This is a genomic window from Acidimicrobiia bacterium (genome assembly GCA_041393965.1).
GTDB lineage: Bacteria > Actinomycetota > Acidimicrobiia > Spongiisociales > UBA5794 > UBA5794.
The window spans coordinates 665,775-685,235 of record JAWKJB010000002.1 but is presented as its reverse complement, the minus strand read 5'-3'; the positions used below and the strand labels follow the sequence as shown (position 1 = coordinate 685,235).

General features: G+C 60.0%; 10 protein-coding genes and 2 rRNA genes. 9 read left to right on the top strand and 3 right to left on the bottom strand.

What is annotated here, in order from left to right:
* The first annotated feature begins 62 nt into the window (after positions 1–62).
* From R2823_08230 to R2823_08215, 4 genes are read left to right on the top strand one after another with little or no spacing between them, the layout of a single operon-like run.
* A complete protein-coding gene (locus R2823_08230) occupies positions 63–986 on the top strand; it encodes an ABC transporter permease (GenBank protein ID MEZ5176175.1) in 924 nt (307 codons plus the stop codon).
* The gene (locus R2823_08225; GenBank protein ID MEZ5176174.1) at positions 979–2,013 is read left to right on the top strand and encodes an ABC transporter permease; all 1,035 of its coding nucleotides are present in this window, start codon (positions 979–981) and stop codon (positions 2,011–2,013) included. The genes R2823_08230 and R2823_08225 overlap by 8 nt, the downstream gene beginning before the upstream one ends.
* The gene (locus R2823_08220; GenBank protein MEZ5176173.1) at positions 2,013–3,083 is read left to right on the top strand and encodes an ABC transporter ATP-binding protein; all 1,071 of its coding nucleotides are present in this window, start codon (positions 2,013–2,015) and stop codon (positions 3,081–3,083) included. The genes R2823_08225 and R2823_08220 overlap by 1 nt, the downstream gene beginning before the upstream one ends.
* The gene (locus R2823_08215; GenBank protein MEZ5176172.1) at positions 3,073–4,107 is read left to right on the top strand and encodes a dipeptide ABC transporter ATP-binding protein; all 1,035 of its coding nucleotides are present in this window, start codon (positions 3,073–3,075) and stop codon (positions 4,105–4,107) included. The genes R2823_08220 and R2823_08215 overlap by 11 nt, the downstream gene beginning before the upstream one ends.
* A gap of 45 nt (positions 4,108–4,152) precedes the next feature.
* Here R2823_08215 and ligD read toward each other — a convergent pair whose 3' ends face one another.
* A complete protein-coding gene (gene ligD / locus R2823_08210; GenBank protein MEZ5176171.1) occupies positions 4,153–6,681 on the bottom strand; it encodes a DNA ligase D in 2,529 nt (842 codons plus the stop codon).
* A gap of 105 nt (positions 6,682–6,786) precedes the next feature.
* Between ligD and R2823_08205 the strand changes: the two genes are divergently transcribed.
* Genes R2823_08205 through R2823_08195 form a run of 3 tightly spaced genes read left to right on the top strand, consistent with a single transcriptional unit; the run spans position 6,787 to position 8,762 of the window.
* On the top strand, positions 6,787–7,647 hold the full coding sequence (locus R2823_08205; protein ID MEZ5176170.1) for a Ku protein: 861 nt from the start codon (positions 6,787–6,789) through the stop codon (positions 7,645–7,647).
* Positions 7,644–8,534 (top strand): tetratricopeptide repeat protein, encoded by an 891-nt coding sequence (locus R2823_08200; protein MEZ5176169.1) that lies wholly within the window; start codon positions 7,644–7,646, stop codon positions 8,532–8,534. The genes R2823_08205 and R2823_08200 overlap by 4 nt, the downstream gene beginning before the upstream one ends.
* Before the next feature lie 48 nt (positions 8,535–8,582).
* Positions 8,583–8,762, top strand: coding sequence for a hypothetical protein (locus R2823_08195; protein MEZ5176168.1), 180 nt, complete (start codon positions 8,583–8,585; stop codon positions 8,760–8,762).
* Here the strand turns inward: R2823_08195 and R2823_08190 are convergent.
* Both R2823_08190 and R2823_08185 read right to left on the bottom strand, forming a co-directional pair.
* Positions 8,755–10,035: a glycosyltransferase family 39 protein gene (locus R2823_08190; protein MEZ5176167.1), complete on the bottom strand. Its 1,281-nt coding sequence runs from the start codon at positions 10,033–10,035 to the stop codon at positions 8,755–8,757. The two genes, R2823_08195 and R2823_08190, sit on opposite strands and share 8 nt — an antisense overlap.
* Before the next feature lie 35 nt (positions 10,036–10,070).
* Positions 10,071–12,020: a PLDc N-terminal domain-containing protein gene (locus tag R2823_08185; protein MEZ5176166.1), complete on the bottom strand. Its 1,950-nt coding sequence runs from the start codon at positions 12,018–12,020 to the stop codon at positions 10,071–10,073.
* A gap of 503 nt (positions 12,021–12,523) precedes the next feature.
* On the opposite strand from R2823_08185, the gene R2823_08180 reads away from it, so the two are divergent.
* Together R2823_08180 and R2823_08175 are read left to right on the top strand one after the other, a co-directional pair.
* Positions 12,524–14,051, top strand: a 16S ribosomal RNA gene (locus R2823_08180).
* Between the two features lie 259 nt (positions 14,052–14,310).
* Positions 14,311–19,455, top strand: a 23S ribosomal RNA gene (locus R2823_08175).
* The 16S and 23S rRNA genes sit together here, the layout of an rRNA operon.
* The last annotated feature ends 6 nt before the right edge of the window (positions 19,456–19,461 follow it).

Here is a 19,461-nt window from a genome sequence, read left to right as displayed (position 1 = left end):
CATCCGGTATCTGAACCCGCTAGAGTCCCCGTGCGCACGCGCCGGCACAGGAAGGGCACGGTTTGGGTCGATACCTCATACGCAGAGTGCTCCAGTTCATCCCCGTGTTCTTCGGCGCAACCTTCCTCCTCTTCGCGTTGGTATTCCTCATGCCCGGCGATCCGATTCGTGCGCTATCCGGCGACAAGCCCCTCGAGCCGGCGGTCATCGAGGCGCTCCAGGAGCGCTACAACCTCGACAAGCCCTTCTATCAGCAGTACGCCATCTATATCACCAATGTGATGAGGGGTGACTTCGGCACCGACTTCCGAGGTCGACCCGTCTCTGACATCATGAAGACCGCGCTGCCGGTCACCGTGCGACTCGCCCTCCTCGCCTTCGCATTCGAGTTGGTGATCGGCCTCGTTGCCGGTGTTGTGGCAGGTGTCCGCAAAGGGAGATTCTTCGATTCGCTCGTGCTGGTCTCAACGCTCATCGTGATTGCCATCCCGGTCTTCGTCCTTGGCTTCATCGCGCAGATCGTGTTCGGGTTGAAACTGGGGTGGTTCCCCATCTCCGGATACCGGCATGGCATCCAGAGCCTGCTTCTTCCCGCAATGGTGCTCGCGTCGCTCTCGCTTGCGTACATCGCCCGCTTGGCCCGAACCAGCCTCGTCGAGAACACGCGCGCAGACTATGTGCGCACCGCAAAGGCCAAGGGCCTCAGCCCGAAACGGGTCATCGGCATTCATACCCTTCGGAACTCACTCATCCCCGTCGCCACTTATCTTGCAGTCGACCTCGGCGCGCTCATGGGTGGCGCCATCATCACCGAAACCATCTTCAATCTCCCGGGTCTCGGGCGCGCGGTCTTCGATGCGACCCGTTCCCAAGAGGGGACGGTGGTGATCGGCATCGCGACCTTCCTCGTGATCGTGTACCTCGTGGCGAACCTGCTCGTCGATGTGCTCTACGGCGTCCTCGACCCGAGGATCAGGTATGAGTGACATCAGGGACGACGCGACCAGCACACCGGAGGCCGACGGAGCCCCACACCTGTATGCCGATGAGGCGAAGGCCCGGGCGAGCCGAGATCCGGTCAGGGCACAAGCAGAGAAGGCCGAAACCGATCGCGATCAGCCCATCCGCCAAACGCCGGGACTCGATGTCGGCCTTGCCGACATACCACGCGACGCGAGCCTGTGGGGTGACGCGTGGCGGCAGCTCAGGCGGCGCCCCATCTTCGTGATCTCCGCCGTGATGATCATCCTTCTCGTCATCATCTCGCTCTTTCCCAGCGTCTTCGCGACACATGACCCGAGGGACTGCAAGCTCATCGACTCGCTCCTGCGGCCGAGCTCCGAGCATTGGTTCGGCACGGACCTCCAGGGATGCGACTACTACTCGAGGACCATCTACGGAACCCGGGTGTCGATCACCATCGGTATCGTCGTTGTGTTCTTCTCGACAATCATCGCGATCATCGGTGGTTCGATCGCTGGCTACTACGGCGGAGCTGTCGACTCCATCATCGGTCGCATCACCGACATCTGGTTCGTGATCCCGACCATCCTGGGCGGCATCGTGATCCTTTCGCTCACGCAGAGCCGCGGGATTCCGCAAGTGAGCCTCGTCCTGATTGTGCTCGGGTGGGCGACGATGCTCCGCCTCGTACGATCGTCGGTGCTCGCCGTCAAAGCCAACGACTATGTGGATGCCGCGCGCGCAATGGGCGCAGGGAACACCCGCATCATCGTCCGGCATGTGCTCCCCAACGCGATCGCACCGGTGATCATCGTGGCTGCGATCAACATCGGCGTCATCATCGCCGCGGAAGCAGCACTGTCCTTCCTCGGCGTCGGGTTGCAGTTGCCAGCGATCTCGTGGGGTCTGATGATCAGCACCGCACAGCAGCGCATCATCACCGCTCCGTACCTGCTCGTCTTCCCCGGCATCTTCCTGTCGGTGACCGTGTTTTCGTTCATCCTGATGGGTGACGCTCTTCGTGATGCCCTCGACCCGAAACTCCGCTGATGACGACGACCGCACCCAAGAAGCCGAAGATCCGCCAGGAGACTCTCGCAGGACGACCCCTCGATCCCGACGCACCCCTGTTGGAGGTCGAGGACCTGCATGTCGAGTTCCGGATCGAAGACGGCATCGTCAAGGCTGTGAACGGCTTGTCATACACCTTGCACCAGCAGGAGACCCTTGCGATCCTCGGCGAGTCGGGCTCGGGGAAAAGCGTGAGTGCCCAGGCCGTGATGGGGATCCTCGACACACCACCCGGCTATGTCACCAAGGGCAGTGTCAAGTTCCGAGGCGTCGACCTCTTCGCCGCCCATCGCAAGACCAAGGCCCTCGCCCATGTCGTACCGGAGGTGCGGGGAACACGCATTGCAATGGTGTTCCAGGACGCTTTGACAGCGCTCAACCCGGTCTTCACCGTCGGTTGGCAGATCGGTGAGATGTTCCGCATCCACGAGGGGCTGTCACGCAAGGACGCGAAGCAGCGGGCGATCGAGATGATGGACCGCGTCAAGATTCCCTCCGCGGCTGAGCGCGTCAACTCGTACCCGCACGAGTTCTCCGGCGGGATGCGCCAGCGCGTCATGATCGCCATGGCGTTGTCCCTCGATCCCGATGTCATCATCGCCGACGAGCCGACCACCGCCCTCGATGTGACCGTGCAGAGCCAGATCATGGAGCTCCTCAACGAGCTGCAGCAGGACACCGGCATGGGGTTGATCCTGATCACCCACGACCTCGCCGTTGTGGCAGAGGTCGCCGATCGGGTGACCGTGATGTATGCCGGTCGGCGCATGGAACGCGGCTCCATCGACGAGATCTTCCACCGTCCCGCGCATCCGTACACGCTCGGGCTCATGGACTCGATCGCGCGACCTGATGTTCATGTCGAACGACTCACACCGATCCCGGGTTCGCCACCGGATCTGCTCAACATCCCGTCGGGGTGTGTGTTCCATCCGCGATGCAAGTACGCACAGCCGAACTGTGCCGAGTCGGTCCCGCCGCTCGATGTCGTCGCCGAGGATCACGAATCTGCGTGTTTCTACTGGGAGGACATCCAGCGTGGCACCTGAGCACCGATCCGACGAACCGATCCTCAGGGTTCGCAACCTCAGGAAGTATTTCAATGTGACCAAAGGCATCGTCTTCAAGAAGACCGTCGGCGTCGTGCAGGCCGTCGACGATGTCTCGTTCGATCTCTATCCGGGGGAGTCCCTCGGTCTCGTCGGGGAATCCGGCTGCGGGAAGACCACCACCGCGAGGACGATTCTCAGGCTCGAAGAACCGACCTCGGGCGAGGCCTACTTCGACGGGAAAGACATCTTCAAGATGTCGAGATCCGAGCTGCGCGACCTTCGCAGCGAGATCACGGTGATCTTCCAGGACCCGTACGCGTCGCTGAATCCCCGGATGACCGTTGGTGACATCATCGCCGAACCGTGGAGCATCCACGGTGGGCTTCCGAAGAACCAGCGGAAGGACCGCACGAAGGAACTGCTCGAGATCGTCGGGCTGAATCCGAACAATGTGTCCCGGTATCCCCATCAGTTCTCGGGCGGGCAACGGCAACGAATCGGCGTCGCACGAGCCCTTGCCATGAATCCCAAGACGATCATCTGCGACGAACCCGTATCGGCGCTCGATGTCTCGGTGCAGGCCCAGGTTGTCAATCTGTTGAAGGACATCCAGAAAGAATTCGGGGTCTCGTACCTGTTCATCGCCCACGATCTCGCCGTCGTGCGCCACATCGTCGACCGGGTTGCCGTCATGTACCTCGGCAAGATCGTCGAGACCGGTGGCGAGTTCGATGTCTACGACCGAACCGCACATCCATACACCCAGGCGCTGCTGTCGGCGGTTCCGGTTCCCGACCCGACCGGACGAGAGGACCGCAAGCGCATCATGCTCGAAGGCGATGTCCCGAGCCCAACGAACCCGCCCTCGGGCTGTCGGTTCCGCACCAGATGCTGGAAAGCACAGCAGAAGTGCGCAGACGAGGAACCGGAGCTCATCGATCGCGGCCATGGTCATCCGGCTGCATGCCACTTCCCTGACTACGAATTCGCCGCGGACTCCCAGGTCACAACGCCGGCCTGACTCGGATCACCGCTGTTCGGCAACCACACCCGGGAACGATCGGCGTCAACGATCGCGCCGGACCGATTGGGGCTTCTCCACAAGCGCTGCGAGGGCGCTGAGTGCTGTCGCGAGGTCGGGAGTTTCGGTCAGCACCGGCCGCAGCGGGTCGTCGCGCATCTGTGCGAGGCGCCGCACCGCAGACTTGATCGTGAACCGTGCCGGATCGAGCGTCGGGGTGACCTCGGCCCAACGCAGCGGCATCGACACGGTTGCCCCCGGCACGGGTCTGACTGCGTAGGGAGCAGCGATGAGCTTGCCGCGGCCGTTCTGCACATGGTCGATGTAGACGCGGTCGCCGCGAGCCGCCGGGTTGCGGGTCGTGGTTGCGATCGTGTCGTGTTCGTTCTCGATGATGCGTGCGATCAACTCCCCGAGAAGGCGCTGCTGTTCGTATCCGTAGGCGGCCCCCATGGGGATCAACACATGGAGGCCGGATTGCCCGCTCGTCTTGACACAGCTTGGGAGCGCGATTGAGTCGGTGAGGTCCTTGATCGCCCTTGCGATCGCCACCACCGCCGAAAACGGGGCTCGTTTCGGGTCAAGATCGAGCACACACCAGTCCGGCCGGCCGATGGTCGCGACCCGCGATGCCCAGATGTGGAGGGGGATGGCTCCCAGGTTCACGATGTAGCGAAGGGCGTCTCGCGACTCGCAGACGAAGTAGTTGTTGCCGCGTTCGTCGTCGGACGATCCGATCCATTCGGTCCGGATCCAATCAGGCGCGAAGTCTGGTGCACTCTTCTGGTAGAACGACTTCCCTTCGATACCGTCGGGATATCGCACCGTCACGAGGGGTCGATCAGCGAGATAGGGGAGGAGATGGTCTGCAACACGGTCGTAGTAGTCGAGCAGGTCACCTTTTGTGTGGCCGGAATCGGGCCAGAACACCTTCTCGCGGTTCGTCATGGCTGCCTGTGGCACCGGAACCGACCCGTTGGGGTCCGTGTCGGGGTCCGCGTCGATTCTCGCGGAGCGTCCGGATGAGAGGTCGGCAATGTCACTCAGGGCCGAATCGGAGTGCATGCGAACGAACACGGGTTGGCGAAGCACCCCGCTGCCGGTCACCTCGGTATAGCGAACCTCCGCGGCAAGAACCGGTTCGACCCATGCCGACGCAGCATCGTCGGGCAGATCGGGGATGTGGGTGGCGAGCGGTTCGGCGGCCTCGATGGATCGCACGATCTCGGTGCGTTGTTGCTGAGAGAACCCGCTGCCGACCCGTCCGGCATAGGCGAGGGAACCGTCCCGGTGCGCTGCCAGATGGAGCGCGCCCATATCACCGCTGTTGGATCGAGTCATGCCGATCACCGCGAACAGGCCGCTGCGTTGGATCCGCAGTTTGAGCCAGTCCGAGGACCGCCCGTTTCGATATGGCGAGTCCGCACGCTTGGCCATGACGCCCTCGAGGTGCATGGAAGTTGCACGGTGATACAGGTCGACTCCGCGCCCGACAACATGATCAGCGAATCGGATGGGCCCGCTCGTCGGCACGATCAACTTCAGCGCTTCTTTGCGTTGCGTGAGGGGGAGCGGGGTGAGGTCCCAGTCCTCGAACCGGGGGAGATCGAACACGAAGTAGGTCGCACGATGACGGCTCGCTGCTGCGGCAACATCGTGCCGGTTGGTCAGCCGTCCCCTCCGCTGAAGGGCGGCGAAGGACGGGAGGCCATCGTCGTCGAGCACAACCACCTCTCCGTCGATGACGGCGGAGCGAACCGGAAGTGCCCCGACCGCCGCCGCGATCTCCGGGAAGGTCTGGGTCGCATCGAGCCCCGATCGGTAGTGCAAGAGCACAAGGTGTTCGCTCTTGTGTGCAACGAGGCGGTAGCCGTCGTACTTGATCTCGAAGACCCAGTTCGGATCCGAGAAGGGCTCGTTGGCGACCTCGGCGAGCATGGGTTCGAACACGCCGCCGTGTGGTTCTTTGACCGGTGCCCCCCAGCGGGCGAGGCTGTCGCGAACCGTATCGCCACCGGAGACACCGGTGGCGACATCGTCGAGTGAGCGGCCAGAAAGCGTCGAGGTCTCGTCGAAGTCTTGCTGATCGGTCGCCCACCGATCGGGTTTCTTGATCAGGAGCCACTCGTCGCTGCCCCTTGCGGTCCTGACAAGGGTGAAACGACCGCGGAGCTTGTATCCGTGGAGGTCGAACAGGAGCTTGCCATGGTCGAGACCGTGACCCTTCCCGTCGATGAAGGTCATCGGGCCGTGATCCCAAACGATCATCGTGCCAGCGCCGTACTCGCCGTCCGGGATCACACCTTCGAAATCGGCGTAGGCGAGTGGATGATCCTCGGTGCGAGCGGCGAACCGTTTGACGGTTGGGTCGAGTGACGGTCCCTTCGGGATGGCCCACGAAAGCAGAACTCCGTCGGACTCGAGACGAAGGTCGTAGTGGAGGCGCGACGCGGCATGCTTCTGGACGACGAATCGTCGCGGGCCATCGGAGACCGCATCACCGAATGGCTCCGGAGTCGCGTCCGGATCGCGTTTGCGGCGGTACTCGGCGAGGCGGTCATTCTTTGGCGACATCAAGCAATGGTAGGTCCCGTCCCACTGCCGGGCTGTGGGCTGGACAGGCGGTTTGATGCAAAACCGTGGTCGAAGCGACAATCAGCATCTAGAGTGGTTCTTCGCATGGCCGCACGACCGATGGCATCTGGGACAATCAGCTTCGGGCTGGTGGCAATCCCGGTACAGCTGTTCTCGTCGACGGAGTCCGGATCGAAGATCCAGTTCAACTCCATCCACGAGTCCTGCGGCACGCGCATTCGCCAGCGGCTGTACTGTCCGACCCACGACGCGATCGTGCCTCGAGACGAGCTGGTCAAGGGTTACGAGTTCGCCAAGGATCAGTATGTGATCTTCACGCCAGACGAGCTGAAAGCCATGGAGCTCAAGGCAACGCACTCGATCGACATCAAGCAGTTCGTTCCGATATCGGCCGTCGACCCGATCTACTTCGAGCGGGCGTACTACCTCGGGCCCGGTCCGGGCGGTGACAAGCCATACGCACTCCTCGCAGAGGTCATGCGGAAGACGGAGCGGGCCGGACTCGCCAAATACGCCGCACGCGGAAAGGACTACCTCGTCCTGCTTCGGCCGTTCGAGGACGGTTTGATCATGCAACAGCTGCGGTACGAGTCCGAACTCAGGGCCTTCGACGAGGTGGAGACACCCGATACGGCGGTGGATTCGGCGGAGCTGGCTCTCGCGACCCAGATCGTCGATCAGATCTCGACGGATGTATTCGAGCCGGAGATGTTCGCAGACAGCGTCACAGACGACATCCTTGCGGCAATCGAACAGAAGGTCGCAGGGCATGAGATGACGATCGCCCCACCCGAGGAACACAAGGCACAGGTCGTTGACTTGATGGAAGCCCTCAAAGCAAGCCTCGGTGAGCCCACCGGAGACCCCGATGCGGCGCGCAAGCCAGCGAAGCGGGCGAAGACAGGCAAGTCACCTGCGAAGAAGCGAGCAACCGGCAAGCAGTGACGGACGACGCTGGCTCTCGATTCACGACGAGTCAGATCGCGGATGTGCTCGACTTGACACCGTCCCAGATTCGCGGATTTGTCACAGCCGGAGTGTTCAATGTCGAACATGGAACACGCGGCCGATACCTGTTCAGTTCTGCGGATGTCGCCGTCTTGGCCATGGCGGCACGGCTCATGGCCGCGGGGGCATCAACGGCCAAGGTGCGCAGGGCCCTGCGAGACCTCGTCAAGTCATCGGATTCGACCAGCGCTGACGGGGGAGTCATGAGCGGCGTCGTGCTGTCGGTGGTTGGCGACGAGGTCGTCGCTCGAGCTGACGATGCGTCGTGGAACATGGAGTCGGGTCAGACCGTACTGGTCTTCGATGAGGTCCTCGAAGCAGACATCGTGTCGCTCGCCGACGCCCGGATGAGGCGCGCGATCGGCATGCCATCCGACGGGCGGACAGCTTCGGAATGGTCGGCAGACGACTGGTTCATACATGGGGACATGGCGGAAGAAGAGAACGAAGCCGATGCCGAAGAAGCCTATCGGCGCGCCCTCCGGATCGATGCGAGCCACCCCGAGGCGAACCTGAACCTCGGACGACTCCTCCACAGCCGCGGCGACCCCGCAGCTGCCCTCGTCCACTACCGCAGGGTCGTCGACGCCTATCCGAACGACTCGCTTGCCTTGTTCAATGTGGGGGTGGCGAGTGAGGATGTCGGCGCAGTCGGTCAGGCGATCAAGGCCTACCGGAGGGCGCTGGAATCCGAGCCCTCATTCGCTGACGCCCACTTCAACCTTGCGTCGATCTACGAGCGAACGGGCGCACGCGACCTTGCGGTCCAGCACTTCGGTGAGTATCACCGCCTCATCGCCGCCGGACGCTCCGGTTCGGCATAACCCGCACAGGTGGCGGTACGCTGCGAGCCAACAGCGAAAGGACGGCTCGTGGCGCAACAGCAATGGCCGACATGGATCGTGGTTGTGGCCGTGATCATCTTGATCCCACCGATCGTGTGGGGGCTCTCGACGGTGATGCACATCGCCGCGGCCATGTCGATCGGCGGGATCCTGGTCGTCGTTGCCATCATCTGGCTGTTCGCGCGCCTCAAACAACGCGTCAGCTGATCCCCGCTGCCGCATCCCTCTGTTGCGCGCCGGTCCCTTCGATTCGTGCACCACGGTTCGCCTCGACGAGTGCCGAGATCGTGATGGCTGCAACGAACACGAGCATCACATGAAGGAAGTACCCGTAGCGGGGCTTCGCCCAATACACGACGGTACGCAGCATCCAAGTGGAAACGATCAGCGGGACGATCAGCCAGATCAGGGATCGGGACCAGCGTCGGTAGGCGACAAGGGCCGCGAGGCCCAGGACGAGCAAGACCGGCAGCGCGAGCATTGCTTGGAGCATCCACCGGTAAGAGATGGGCCTGTCTTCGAAAGACTCCGGGTTCAGCGGGTCCCCGCCCGGCGTCACCTGCTGCGTGCTCCAGAACAAGGCATAGTCGGGCGTTCGGACCAGTTGCACGGTCCCGTAGCCGATGTCGTCGACGAGCGAGAGGGGGTGCTCGCGCAGATAGCGGAGGCCGAGCTCCCATCCGAGGCGGTTGGCTTCCTCGGCACCGAGTCCGTCGAGTGGACTCCCCTCGGGGTACCAGCCGTAGGTTCCCGAATCGTTGTGCGCGAAGTAGAAGTTGATGCCAGCTCCGGTCGACAAGCCCGCATCCGGAGCAGCAACGAGAGCGTTGCGGACATACCACGGTCCGATGATGACGAGCACGCCCAAACCGATCAGGAGGGTTGTCCGGATTCGGGCCGTGACGGATGAGATCCCCGATGCGACCCAGACGAACAGGACAAGCGCCGGGATGTAGAACACAGCTTCTCCCCGGGTCAGCATCGCGAGCCCTGCGAGTCCTCCGGCCACCACGGCAAGCCAGGGAGGTCCGTCACCGAGTGTCACGACGGCGAGCATTGCGGCGAGCATGAGCAGGACGAAGAGGTGCTCAGTTGCGAGCACTGGCGAAAACAGGACGAACATCGGAACGAAGGCGAAGAGCGCGGCAGCGATCAGCGCCGTCTGACGGGTCGCATAGATGCGTCGTCCGATGGCATAGATCAAGCCGACCGACGCCGTCGAAGCAACAATGGGGGCAAGCGCCAACCAGGTCGCCGCCCGCGACACAAGCATCCACACGGCGAGATATGCCGGCTGCATCGGTAGGTAGAACGATGTGCGAGCGGGGTAGCCGAGCTGTCGGTGGTCGATGAGGTCTTCGGCGAGCATCCGGTAGGCGTGGAAGTCGGAGACCGGGGTTGGTTGCGCGGCGAGGAGCCAGATCACACGGAGCGCCAATCCGCAGGCGACGATGGTGATGAGCGCGGCGTTGTGACGCACCCAGACGAGTGGCCGGGTTCGCTGCGCCGGATTCACTACACGGCGCCGCTCACGAGCAGCATCGCAACAAGGACGATGAGGTAGGCCGCCGTCCCGCCTCCGACGACGACTCCGCGGAGCCATGCCGGAATCGTCGACTTCCCGAAGATGAAGTACAGAATCACGCCGAGGATCGGGATGAGAAGGATGGCTGTGAACCATCCGACGACGGCGCCCCGGGACATGTCGTCTTCTCGCCGGACCATGTCCCATATGGCGAGCCCGATCCAAGCACCGACGAGGGCGAGAGGCAGGAAGTACCCCCACAGGGTCAGGATGAAGGTCCATATGGTCGGTTCGGTTACGGGTACTCCTGACACAACGATCTCCTTGCCTCGTATCTCGACTCCCTCGGGAAGGTCCGGGGTGGTGATCTCGGTGAGGTCGGGTTTGACGAACACATCGAATGCGGGCTTTGGAACCGCGGTGGCGGCACCGGGCATCGTGGCCTGCGCATCGGGTGCGGGCCATGTGCGGTAGTCCGAGCCTCGGGGCGTGTTGGCTTTGCCATCGGCTTGGGCTCCCATCAGGAAGAACAGGGTGCCGAGATCGAACTGGAACGGCATGTCGATGCCGTCACAGGTGTGGTAGAGCCCGACCAGGGGCGGAACGGCCCATCCGGCCATGAGGTTCCCGTCGAAGCAGTTGCCCTTGCTGAGCGGGCCGACGAGTCCGAGATCGGCAATGCCCGTGCCAGCGATCGTGTTGTCGCGGACGATGTTGTCAGACGCCCACCAGATATTCTTGTCAGGAAGCACATTGGTGACGATCCCGATGCGGTCGTGATTGACGACCAGATTCTTCTCGACCAGGTCACCCTCACCACCGGCAAGAACGATGCCTTCCCCCCACGCGAGGCGAGCGAGCCCCTTCGTCGGGGTGTCGGCATTGTTGTTGTTGATGACGAGATTGCCTCCGATGTACACCTCGCGATGCGGGGGATACAGCTCGGAGTCGAGGGAGTTCGGCGCCATGCCCCCCATGTTGTTCTCGTAGGTGGAGTTGATCAGGTACAGCTCGCCTCCGGCGTTCGTTCCCGAATACGCCAGCCCGTTCTCCGCTGACACGGAGTCCGTCACGACGGCGTTGCACGGGTAGCACTGGCCGATGTAGATGCCCGAGTCGCGGTTGCCGGATGCGTACACCTCATTGAACAGTCCATCGACCGAGTCGAAGGCGTAGATGCCGTAGTCGCCGTTGTTGTGTGCCGTGAGATACGACCCCCGGTAGCCGGTCACACCGGTCCAGTAGAAGCCGTTGACCTGGTAGTTGCGCGCCGTGATGTTCTCGATGGCGACGCCGTCTGCGACCACATGGAAGCCGTTGGACAACTCGAATTCGCCATCGACGATGGTGGAGTTGCGATCAGCACCCCGGATGATGAGTGACGGGGTCCGAACCGTGACTGCTTCGTGATAGATGCCGGGTTCGATGGTGATGAGGTCGGCGACTTCAGCAGCGTCGACGGCCTCTTGGATCGTCGGAAAGTCCGCTGGAACGGCGATCGTGTTGCCGCTCCAGTCGGCCACAGCGGGAGATTCCTCCGAAGCGAGCTGTTCGTATGCCGGGACATCGCCGACGATGACATAGCCAGCCATCCCCCCGCCCTCGGCGTCGCCGTGGAAGGTGCAGAAGTACGGATAGACGCCAGGCTCGTCGAAGGTGCGCCTGAACCGGTCGCCTCGTTCCATCGTGAGGTCCGACTGCCAAGAGCCATCGGCCGCAAAGACATTGTGCGGGTTGTCGCCAACCATCAGCCACTCGACCTCGTCGCCGGGGCCGATCTCGATGACTGCCTCGTTGTACGCGTCGTCGTAGCCGAAGACTTGGTTCTGGCCGGGATCCGCCGTCGTGCCACCATCACACGCAGCGACCATCACCGCAAGGGCCGTCGCCGCGCCGACGAGGAGCAGCGTTCGAATCTGACCCGCTCGGATGTCCCTCACAGCCGCCAACCTAGCGGCGTTGCACCGTGAATGCCGTGCGGCGCGCACTGGTTCGATCTGGTTGGAATGAGAACTCGAGACTTGTGGTTGATGTATGTCGCAAGGGTCGTTACAGTTCTGTTCCCGGCCGAATCCGGCCGGGTACCACTCGCGCTGAGGGTGGTATACTGTGAGGCCCTCCGCGGACGGCGGCGACGCCATGCGCGACGGGACATCGGGCTCCTTGACAACTGAACAGTGTGTCAATCGGCTGTCGCAAGACAGGCGATTGAGATTGACAGGCGCTTGCCGCGAATGCCCTCGGGCATCCAACGGTGAGCGTTGATATCCGTCAGACCGACCGGACGCGGGCTTGCCCGCGTCGTGGACGGAACGACGGGTGTACAAAGCCAAACGGTCATACAAACAGAGGACCCGTCCTCGTATGACCGCATCCTTTTGAGGGATGGAAAACTCCTGGTTCGCACAACATGCGAACACAGGATCTGTTCTCATCGAGAACTTCGATGGAGAGTTTGATCCTGGCTCAGGACGAACGTTGGCGGTGCGCTTTATGCATGCAAGTCGAGGGAGAAGCATTCGTCCCGTAAGGGCCGAATGTGGAAACCGGCGAACGGGTGAGTATCACGTGAGAAACCTGCCCCCTAGATCGGGATAGCCCGAGGAAACTCGGATTAATACCGAATATTCTCATCGAGTCGCATGACCCGATGAGGAAAGGTCCGCTGCTAGGGGATGGTCTCGCGGCCTATCAGGTAGTTGGTGAGGTAACGGCCCACCAAGCCGAAGACGGGTAGCTGGTCTGAGAGGACGATCAGCCACACTGGAACTGAGATACGGTCCAGACTTCTACGGAAGGCAGCAGCAGGGAATATTGCACAATGGGCGAAAGCCTGATGCAGCGACACCGCGTGCGGGATGACGGCCTTCGGGTTGTAAACCGCTTTCAGGAGGGAAGAAAATGACGGTACCTCCAGAAGAAGCTCCGGCCAACTACGTGCCAGCAGCCGCGGTAATACGTAGGGAGCAAACGTTGTCCGGATTTATTGGGCGTAAAGGGCTCGTAGGCGGTTCAACAAGTCGGTCGTGAAAGCCCGGGGCTCAACCCCGGGATGCCGGTCGAAACTGTTGTGACTTGAGTTCGGTAGAGGTGAGTGGAATTCTCAGTGTAGCGGTGGAATGCGCAGATATTGAGAGGAACACCATTAGCGAAGGCGGCTCACTGGGCCGATACTGACGCTGAGGAGCGAAAGCGTGGGGAGCAAACAGGATTAGATACCCTGGTAGTCCACGCCGTAAACGATGAACACTAGGTGTAGCGGATTTATTCATGTCTGCTGCGCCGTAGCTAACGCATTAAGTGTTCCGCCTGGGGAGTACGGCCGCAAGGCTAAAACTCAAAGGAATTGACGGGGCCCCGCACAAGCGGCGGAGCATGCGGCTTAATTCGATGCAACCCGAAGAACCTTACCTGGGTTTGACATCATGGGTCTAGCTGTGGAAACACAGTGTGCTTACGCGCCCATGACAGGTGGTGCATGGCTGTCGTCAGCTCGTGTCGTGAGATGTTGGGTTAAGTCCCGCAACGAGCGCAACCCTTGTCCTATGTTGCCAGCACGTAATGGTGGGGACTCATGGGAGACTGCCGGGGACAACTCGGAGGAAGGCGAGGACGATGTCAAGTCATCATGCCCCTTATATCCAGGGCTGCACGCATGCTACAATGGGCGATACAATGGGCAGCGATCCCGCGAGGGTCAGCCAATCCCGTAAAGCCGTCCTCAGTTCGGATTGAAGTCTGCAACTCGACTTCATGAAGCCGGAGTCGCTAGTAATCGTGGATCAGCAAAGCCACGGTGAATACGTTCTCGGGGCTTGTACACACCGCCCGTCACATCACGGAAGTCGGTAACACCCGAAGTCAGTGGCCTAACCCCTCGTGGGAAGGAGCTGCCGAAGGTGGGATCGGTGACTGGGATGAAGTCGTAACAAGGTAGCCGTACGGGAACGTGCGGCTGGATCACCTCCTTTCTAAGGAGCAACCACGAACCGGGCTCACCCGGTTCCAGTTCCTAGTGAATTGTCAATCTCTCCTCCGAACGCCTGCGGGCGTGACGAGGGGCACACTGTTCAGCTGTGAAGGCGTCCGGTGATGAACCGGATTTTGGGTCCCGTTTTGGGATTCATGTCCTTCAGCCGGCGGCTTTCGGGTTGCCGGCGGGTCGGCATCGGCCGGCTTGAGCTCTTTGAGAACTGCATAGCGAGCACAAAGTCAAAGTATTCAATTGTAATTCAAGCTACTACGAGTAGTTGGTGGATGCCTTGGCGCTAGGAGCCGATGAAGGACGTGATGGTCTGCGAAAAGCCCCGGGGAGTTGACGAATGAGCGTTGATCCGGGGATATCCGAATTGGGAAACCAGGCTGGGGTCATGCCCAGTCATTCCGGTCTGAACACATAGGGCCGGTAAAGGAAACCGAGGGAATTGAAACATCTCAGTACCTCGAGGAACAGAAAACAACCGTGATTCCCTGAGTAGCGGCGAGCGAAACGGGAAGAGCCCAAACCAGTGCGGTGTGATAGGTCGACGCCGTTGCCGTGCTGGGGTAGTGGGACTCGTGAGACGGATCGTCGAATCCGTCAGAGAGTTACAAACTCACCAGATAGCCGAATACCACTGGAAAGTGGAGCCACAGGAGGTAACAGCCCCGTAGGCGAAATCTGTATGAGCTCTCCATGAAGTTCCCAAGTAGTACGGGGCACGTGAAATCCCGTGTGAATCTGCCAGGACCACCTGGTAAGGCTAAATACTACCTAGCGACCGATAGCGGATCAGTACCGTGAGGGAATGGTGAAAAGTACCCCGGTGAGGGGAGTGAAACAGTACCTGAAACCAACTACTTACAAGCAGTAGGAGGGATCTTCGGATCCTGACTGCCTGCCTTTTGAAGAATGAGCCTACGAGTTATCGATGTGTGGCAAGGTTAAGCCGAGAGGTGTAGCCGCAGCGAAAGCAAGTCTTAATAGGGCGCCGAGTCGCATGTCATAGACCCGAAGCCGAGTGATCTATCCATGGACAGGGTGAAGCGAGGGTAAGACCTCGTGGAGGCCCGAACCCACCTAGGTTAAAAACTGGGGGGATGATCTGTGGATAGGGGTGAAAGGCCAATCAAACTCGGCGATAGCTGGTTCTCCTCGAAATAGCTTTAGGGCTAGCGTTGCGTGTTCCTCTCTGGGGGTAGAGCACTGATTGGGTTAGGGGGCCAACAAGCTTACCGACCCCAGTCAAACTCCGAATCCCAGGGAGCCAAGCGCAGCAGTCAGACCATGTGGGATAAGCTTCATGGTCAAAAGGGAAACAGCCCAGACCGCCAGTTAAGGTCCCAAAATCATGACTAAGTGGGGAACGATGTAGGGTTGCCCAAACAGCCAGGAGGTTGGCTTAGAAGCAGCCACCCTTTAAAGAGTGCGTAACAGCTCACTGGTCGAGTGATCCCGCGCGGATGATGTAACGGGGCTCAAGTCATGTACCGAAACTGCGGATTCGCGCTTCAACCCAGGCCTTCGTGGTCCAGGGGGCGCGAGTGGTAGAGGAGCGTCGAGTGTCCCTTGAAGCGGCGGCGGAAGCCAGTCGTGGAGGGCACTCGAGTGAGAATGTAGGCATGAGTAGCGAATGAAGAGTGAGAATCTCTTCCGCCGAATGTCCAAGGTTTCCTGGGGAAGGCTCGTCCGCCCAGGGTTAGTCGGGACCTAAGGTGAGGCCGAAAGGCGTAATCGATGGATAACAGGTTGATATTCCTGTACTACCCAAGACGCGTCCATGCAGAATCTGGTTTGCTAAGGAAAGCCCTTCGGGGCCTACCGACCCAGCCAGTAGTACGCAAGCGATGGAGTGACACAGAAGGGCAAGTGGACCCGGGCGATGGTTGACCCGGGGTAAGTGCGTAGGTCGGGATCCAGGCAAATCCGGATCCCACAAGGCTGAGACACGATGCCGAGCCGCTCATAGGCGAAGCCACCTCACCCATACTGTCGAGAAAAGCTTCTAGCCAGCTTCTTGGGTACCCGTACCTCAAACCGACACAGGTGGACAAGTAGAGAATACTAAGGCGAGCGAGAAAACTCTGGTTAAGGAATTCGGCAAAATGGATCCGTAACTTCGGGAGAAGGATCGCCCCGGTAGGGTGTAGGACCTCGCGTCCGAAGCCCGATGGGGTTGCAGAAACCAGGCCCAAGCGACTGTTTATCAAAAACACAGGAGGGTGCCAAGTCGTAAGACGATGTATACCCTCTGACGCCTGCCCGGTGCCAGAAGGTCAAGTGGATCGGTTAGCTCTTCGGAGCGAAGCCGTGAAATCAAGCCCTGGTAAACGGCGGCGGTAACTATAACCGTTGAACAGACACCTGAATGGCGGTTGTAAAACCTGGCTATATGCTGGAACATCCGAGTATCCGACGGTACGAGTTCGTGTCACATGTCCGTGATAGATGTGTGGTATGAACCGTGACAATCCGTTCGGTGCGGACAATCAGCAGGAAACCAAAGTCACGACGCAACGGCTCGATTCGAGCTGGGTTGTCGGCTTCGTGGATGGAGAAGGCTGCTTTTCAGTGGCCATTCACTCCAATCCGCGCAACGCCCGACGCACGAGGGGATGGCAACTCACCGCCACCTTCCAAGTGTCCCAGCACGAGGCCGAGCGCGCAATGTTGGAGCGTTTTCACACCCATCTCGGGTGTGGACATGTGTATCACAAAGGTCCCGGTGGTTCGGTGATGACCTCTTCGGTCATCCGACTGGCCGACCTTGCTGAGCGGATCATTTCGCTCTTCGAACAGCATCGGTTGCTCGTGAAGGATGAAGACTTCCCGATCTTCGCGACGATCGTGCGATTGTTGCGAGTAAAGGAACATCTGCGTCCGGATGGATTCGATCGAGTGGTCCGGCTTGCATTCTCCATGAATGCTCATGGAAGACAGCGAGCGTGGCCGATCGAAGACATCCTGCAGGGATCCTCAGAGACTGTACGCCAGGCCCGTCGGTGAGAACGATGGGATGATACAGTCCGATCCTCATGGCGACATGGGGAGTCAGGCAGAAATGACCTGACCAGCTTCGAGCGGGCCGTCCCCGCTCAGACGAAGCAAGTAACAAGAATGCCTAAGGTAGGAAGTCCCTCTAGCAGGCAAAGAGGGAGCTGCCCCTCCCGCTGGTGACAGCGGTGAGTGCAGTTGGCTATATGCTGGAAACTCCGGATGTATCCGTGCGGTACTCGTTCGTGTCACAGGTGCTACGCACCTTGTGGTCATGAGCAGTGAAAACCCGCCGGTGGGTGACTATGGAATGGTCACGCCGGACAATCAGCAGGAAAGACTCAGCAGTGAATGGGTCGTCGGGTTCGTGGATGGAGAAGGCTGTTTCAGCGTCCCCATCTATCGAAACTCCGGTATGACCCTGGGATGGCAAGCCCGTCCCGAATTCGCTGTCGCTCAGAATGCTTCCAGTCGAAGCGTTCTTGAAGAACTCGTGACATTCTTCGAGTGTGGGAAAGTGTTCCTGAATCGCAGACACGACAATCACCGTGAGGATCTCCTCCGGTTTTGCGTGCAGCGACGCAGGGACATTGAGCAGAAGGTGATCCCGTTCTTTCGGGAGAATCGGCTGCGCACAACGAAGCGAAACGACTTCGAGAAGTTCGCACACATCGTTGAGATGATGAAGGATGATTGGCACCTGACACCGTCAGGAATTGCCCAGATCGCCGGAATCGTCGAGACGATGAATCATCGGAAGCCCTCTGAGTATCTGAGAATCCTCAGAGACCATACGCCAACCGTCTCCATGTAGCAGTGCGAGATGAAGATATGGTCCGGACCCAGCGGCGACGCTGGGAGATCGGCAGAGATGTTCGATCCGCCGTCCGAGAAGTAGTGCACTCGGAACGGTCTATAAGTAACAGAATCAAGCGAAATTCCTTGTCGGGTAATTGATTTGCCCGTCAGTGGAGGTGACTCCACTTATCAAACCCACTCATAACGGCGAAGCCCACACCGACTGCTCGGCTCAAGGACCGAGCGATAGTCGACGGGTAATGCCGTGGGAAGTCCTCTGTCGGAGCCAACCGATATGACCCCGTAACGACTGAATCCTTCGGGATTCGGTGCCGGAACATGTCATACACGCAACCTATGTTGTGGAGATATGGCAAATCTACGGCCGGCACAATACGTGGGCTCTCGTTCAGTAATCGACCCCTTTGGTCACATCGCCCTGGCAATGGAAGTTCTTTGGAACCCATACTAGCGATACTGATCAGGTGCTGTGAAGACCCGCAAGACTTGCGAATTCGTGTTGGAACCACGGTTCAATGCATGCGAGTTTGAGCAGCAGAGAGCGCCAGCTTTCAGCAAGGATTGATTGCGATCCTCTTGGATCACTGAACGAGATGAAGGCATAGTCTGTCCCCTGAGGAAACTCAGGGATACGATGAAGTTCCGACCTGCACGAATGGCGTAACGACTCGGGCACTGTCTCAACCAGAGACTCGGCGAAATTGCAATGTGAGTAAAGATGCTCACTTCCCGCAACAGGACGGAAAGACCCCGAGACCTTTACTGCAGCTTGACATTGAAGCCCTTCATGTGATGTGTAGGATAGGTGGGAGTCGATGAAGCGGCCGCGCTAGCGGTCGTGGAGACAACGTTGAAATACCACCCTTCCCATGGAGTTCTTCTAACTTCGGTCCGTTATCCGGATCAAGAACAGTGTCTGGTGGGCAGTTTCACTGGGGTGGTGGCCTCCTAAAATGTAACGGAGGCGCCCAAAGGTTCCCTCAGCCAGGTCGGCAATCTGGCGGCGAGTGTAAAAGCACAAGGGAGCTTGACTGCGAGACAAACAAGTCGAGCAGGTACGAAAGTAGGGTTTAGTGATCCCTCGGCGGCACGTGGGTGCGCCGAGGCCAACGGCTAAAAGGTACCTCGGGGATAACAGGCTCATACCGCCCAAGAGTCCATATCGACGGCGGTGTTTGGCACCTCGATGTCGGCTCGTCTCATCCTGGGGCTGAAGCAGGTCCCAAGGGTCGGGCTGTTCGCCCGTTAAAGAGGCACGCGAGCTGGGTTCAGAACGTCGTGAGACAGTTCGGTCCCTATCCGTTGTGGGCGCAGGAGATTTGAGGAGAGTTGTCCCTAGTACGAGAGGACCGGGATGAACGTACCTCTGGTGTGCCAGTTGTCCTGCCAAGGGCACGGCTGGTTTGCTACGTACGGAACGGATAAGCGCTGAAAGCATCTAAGCGCGAAGCCGGCTCCAAGATGAGATCTCCCACTGAGAAATCAGGTAAGACCCCTGGTAGACGACCAGGTTGATAGGCCGGAAGTGGAAGCGCAGCAATGCGTGAAGCTGACCGGTACTAATAGGTCGAGGGCTTGAATTTGAATAT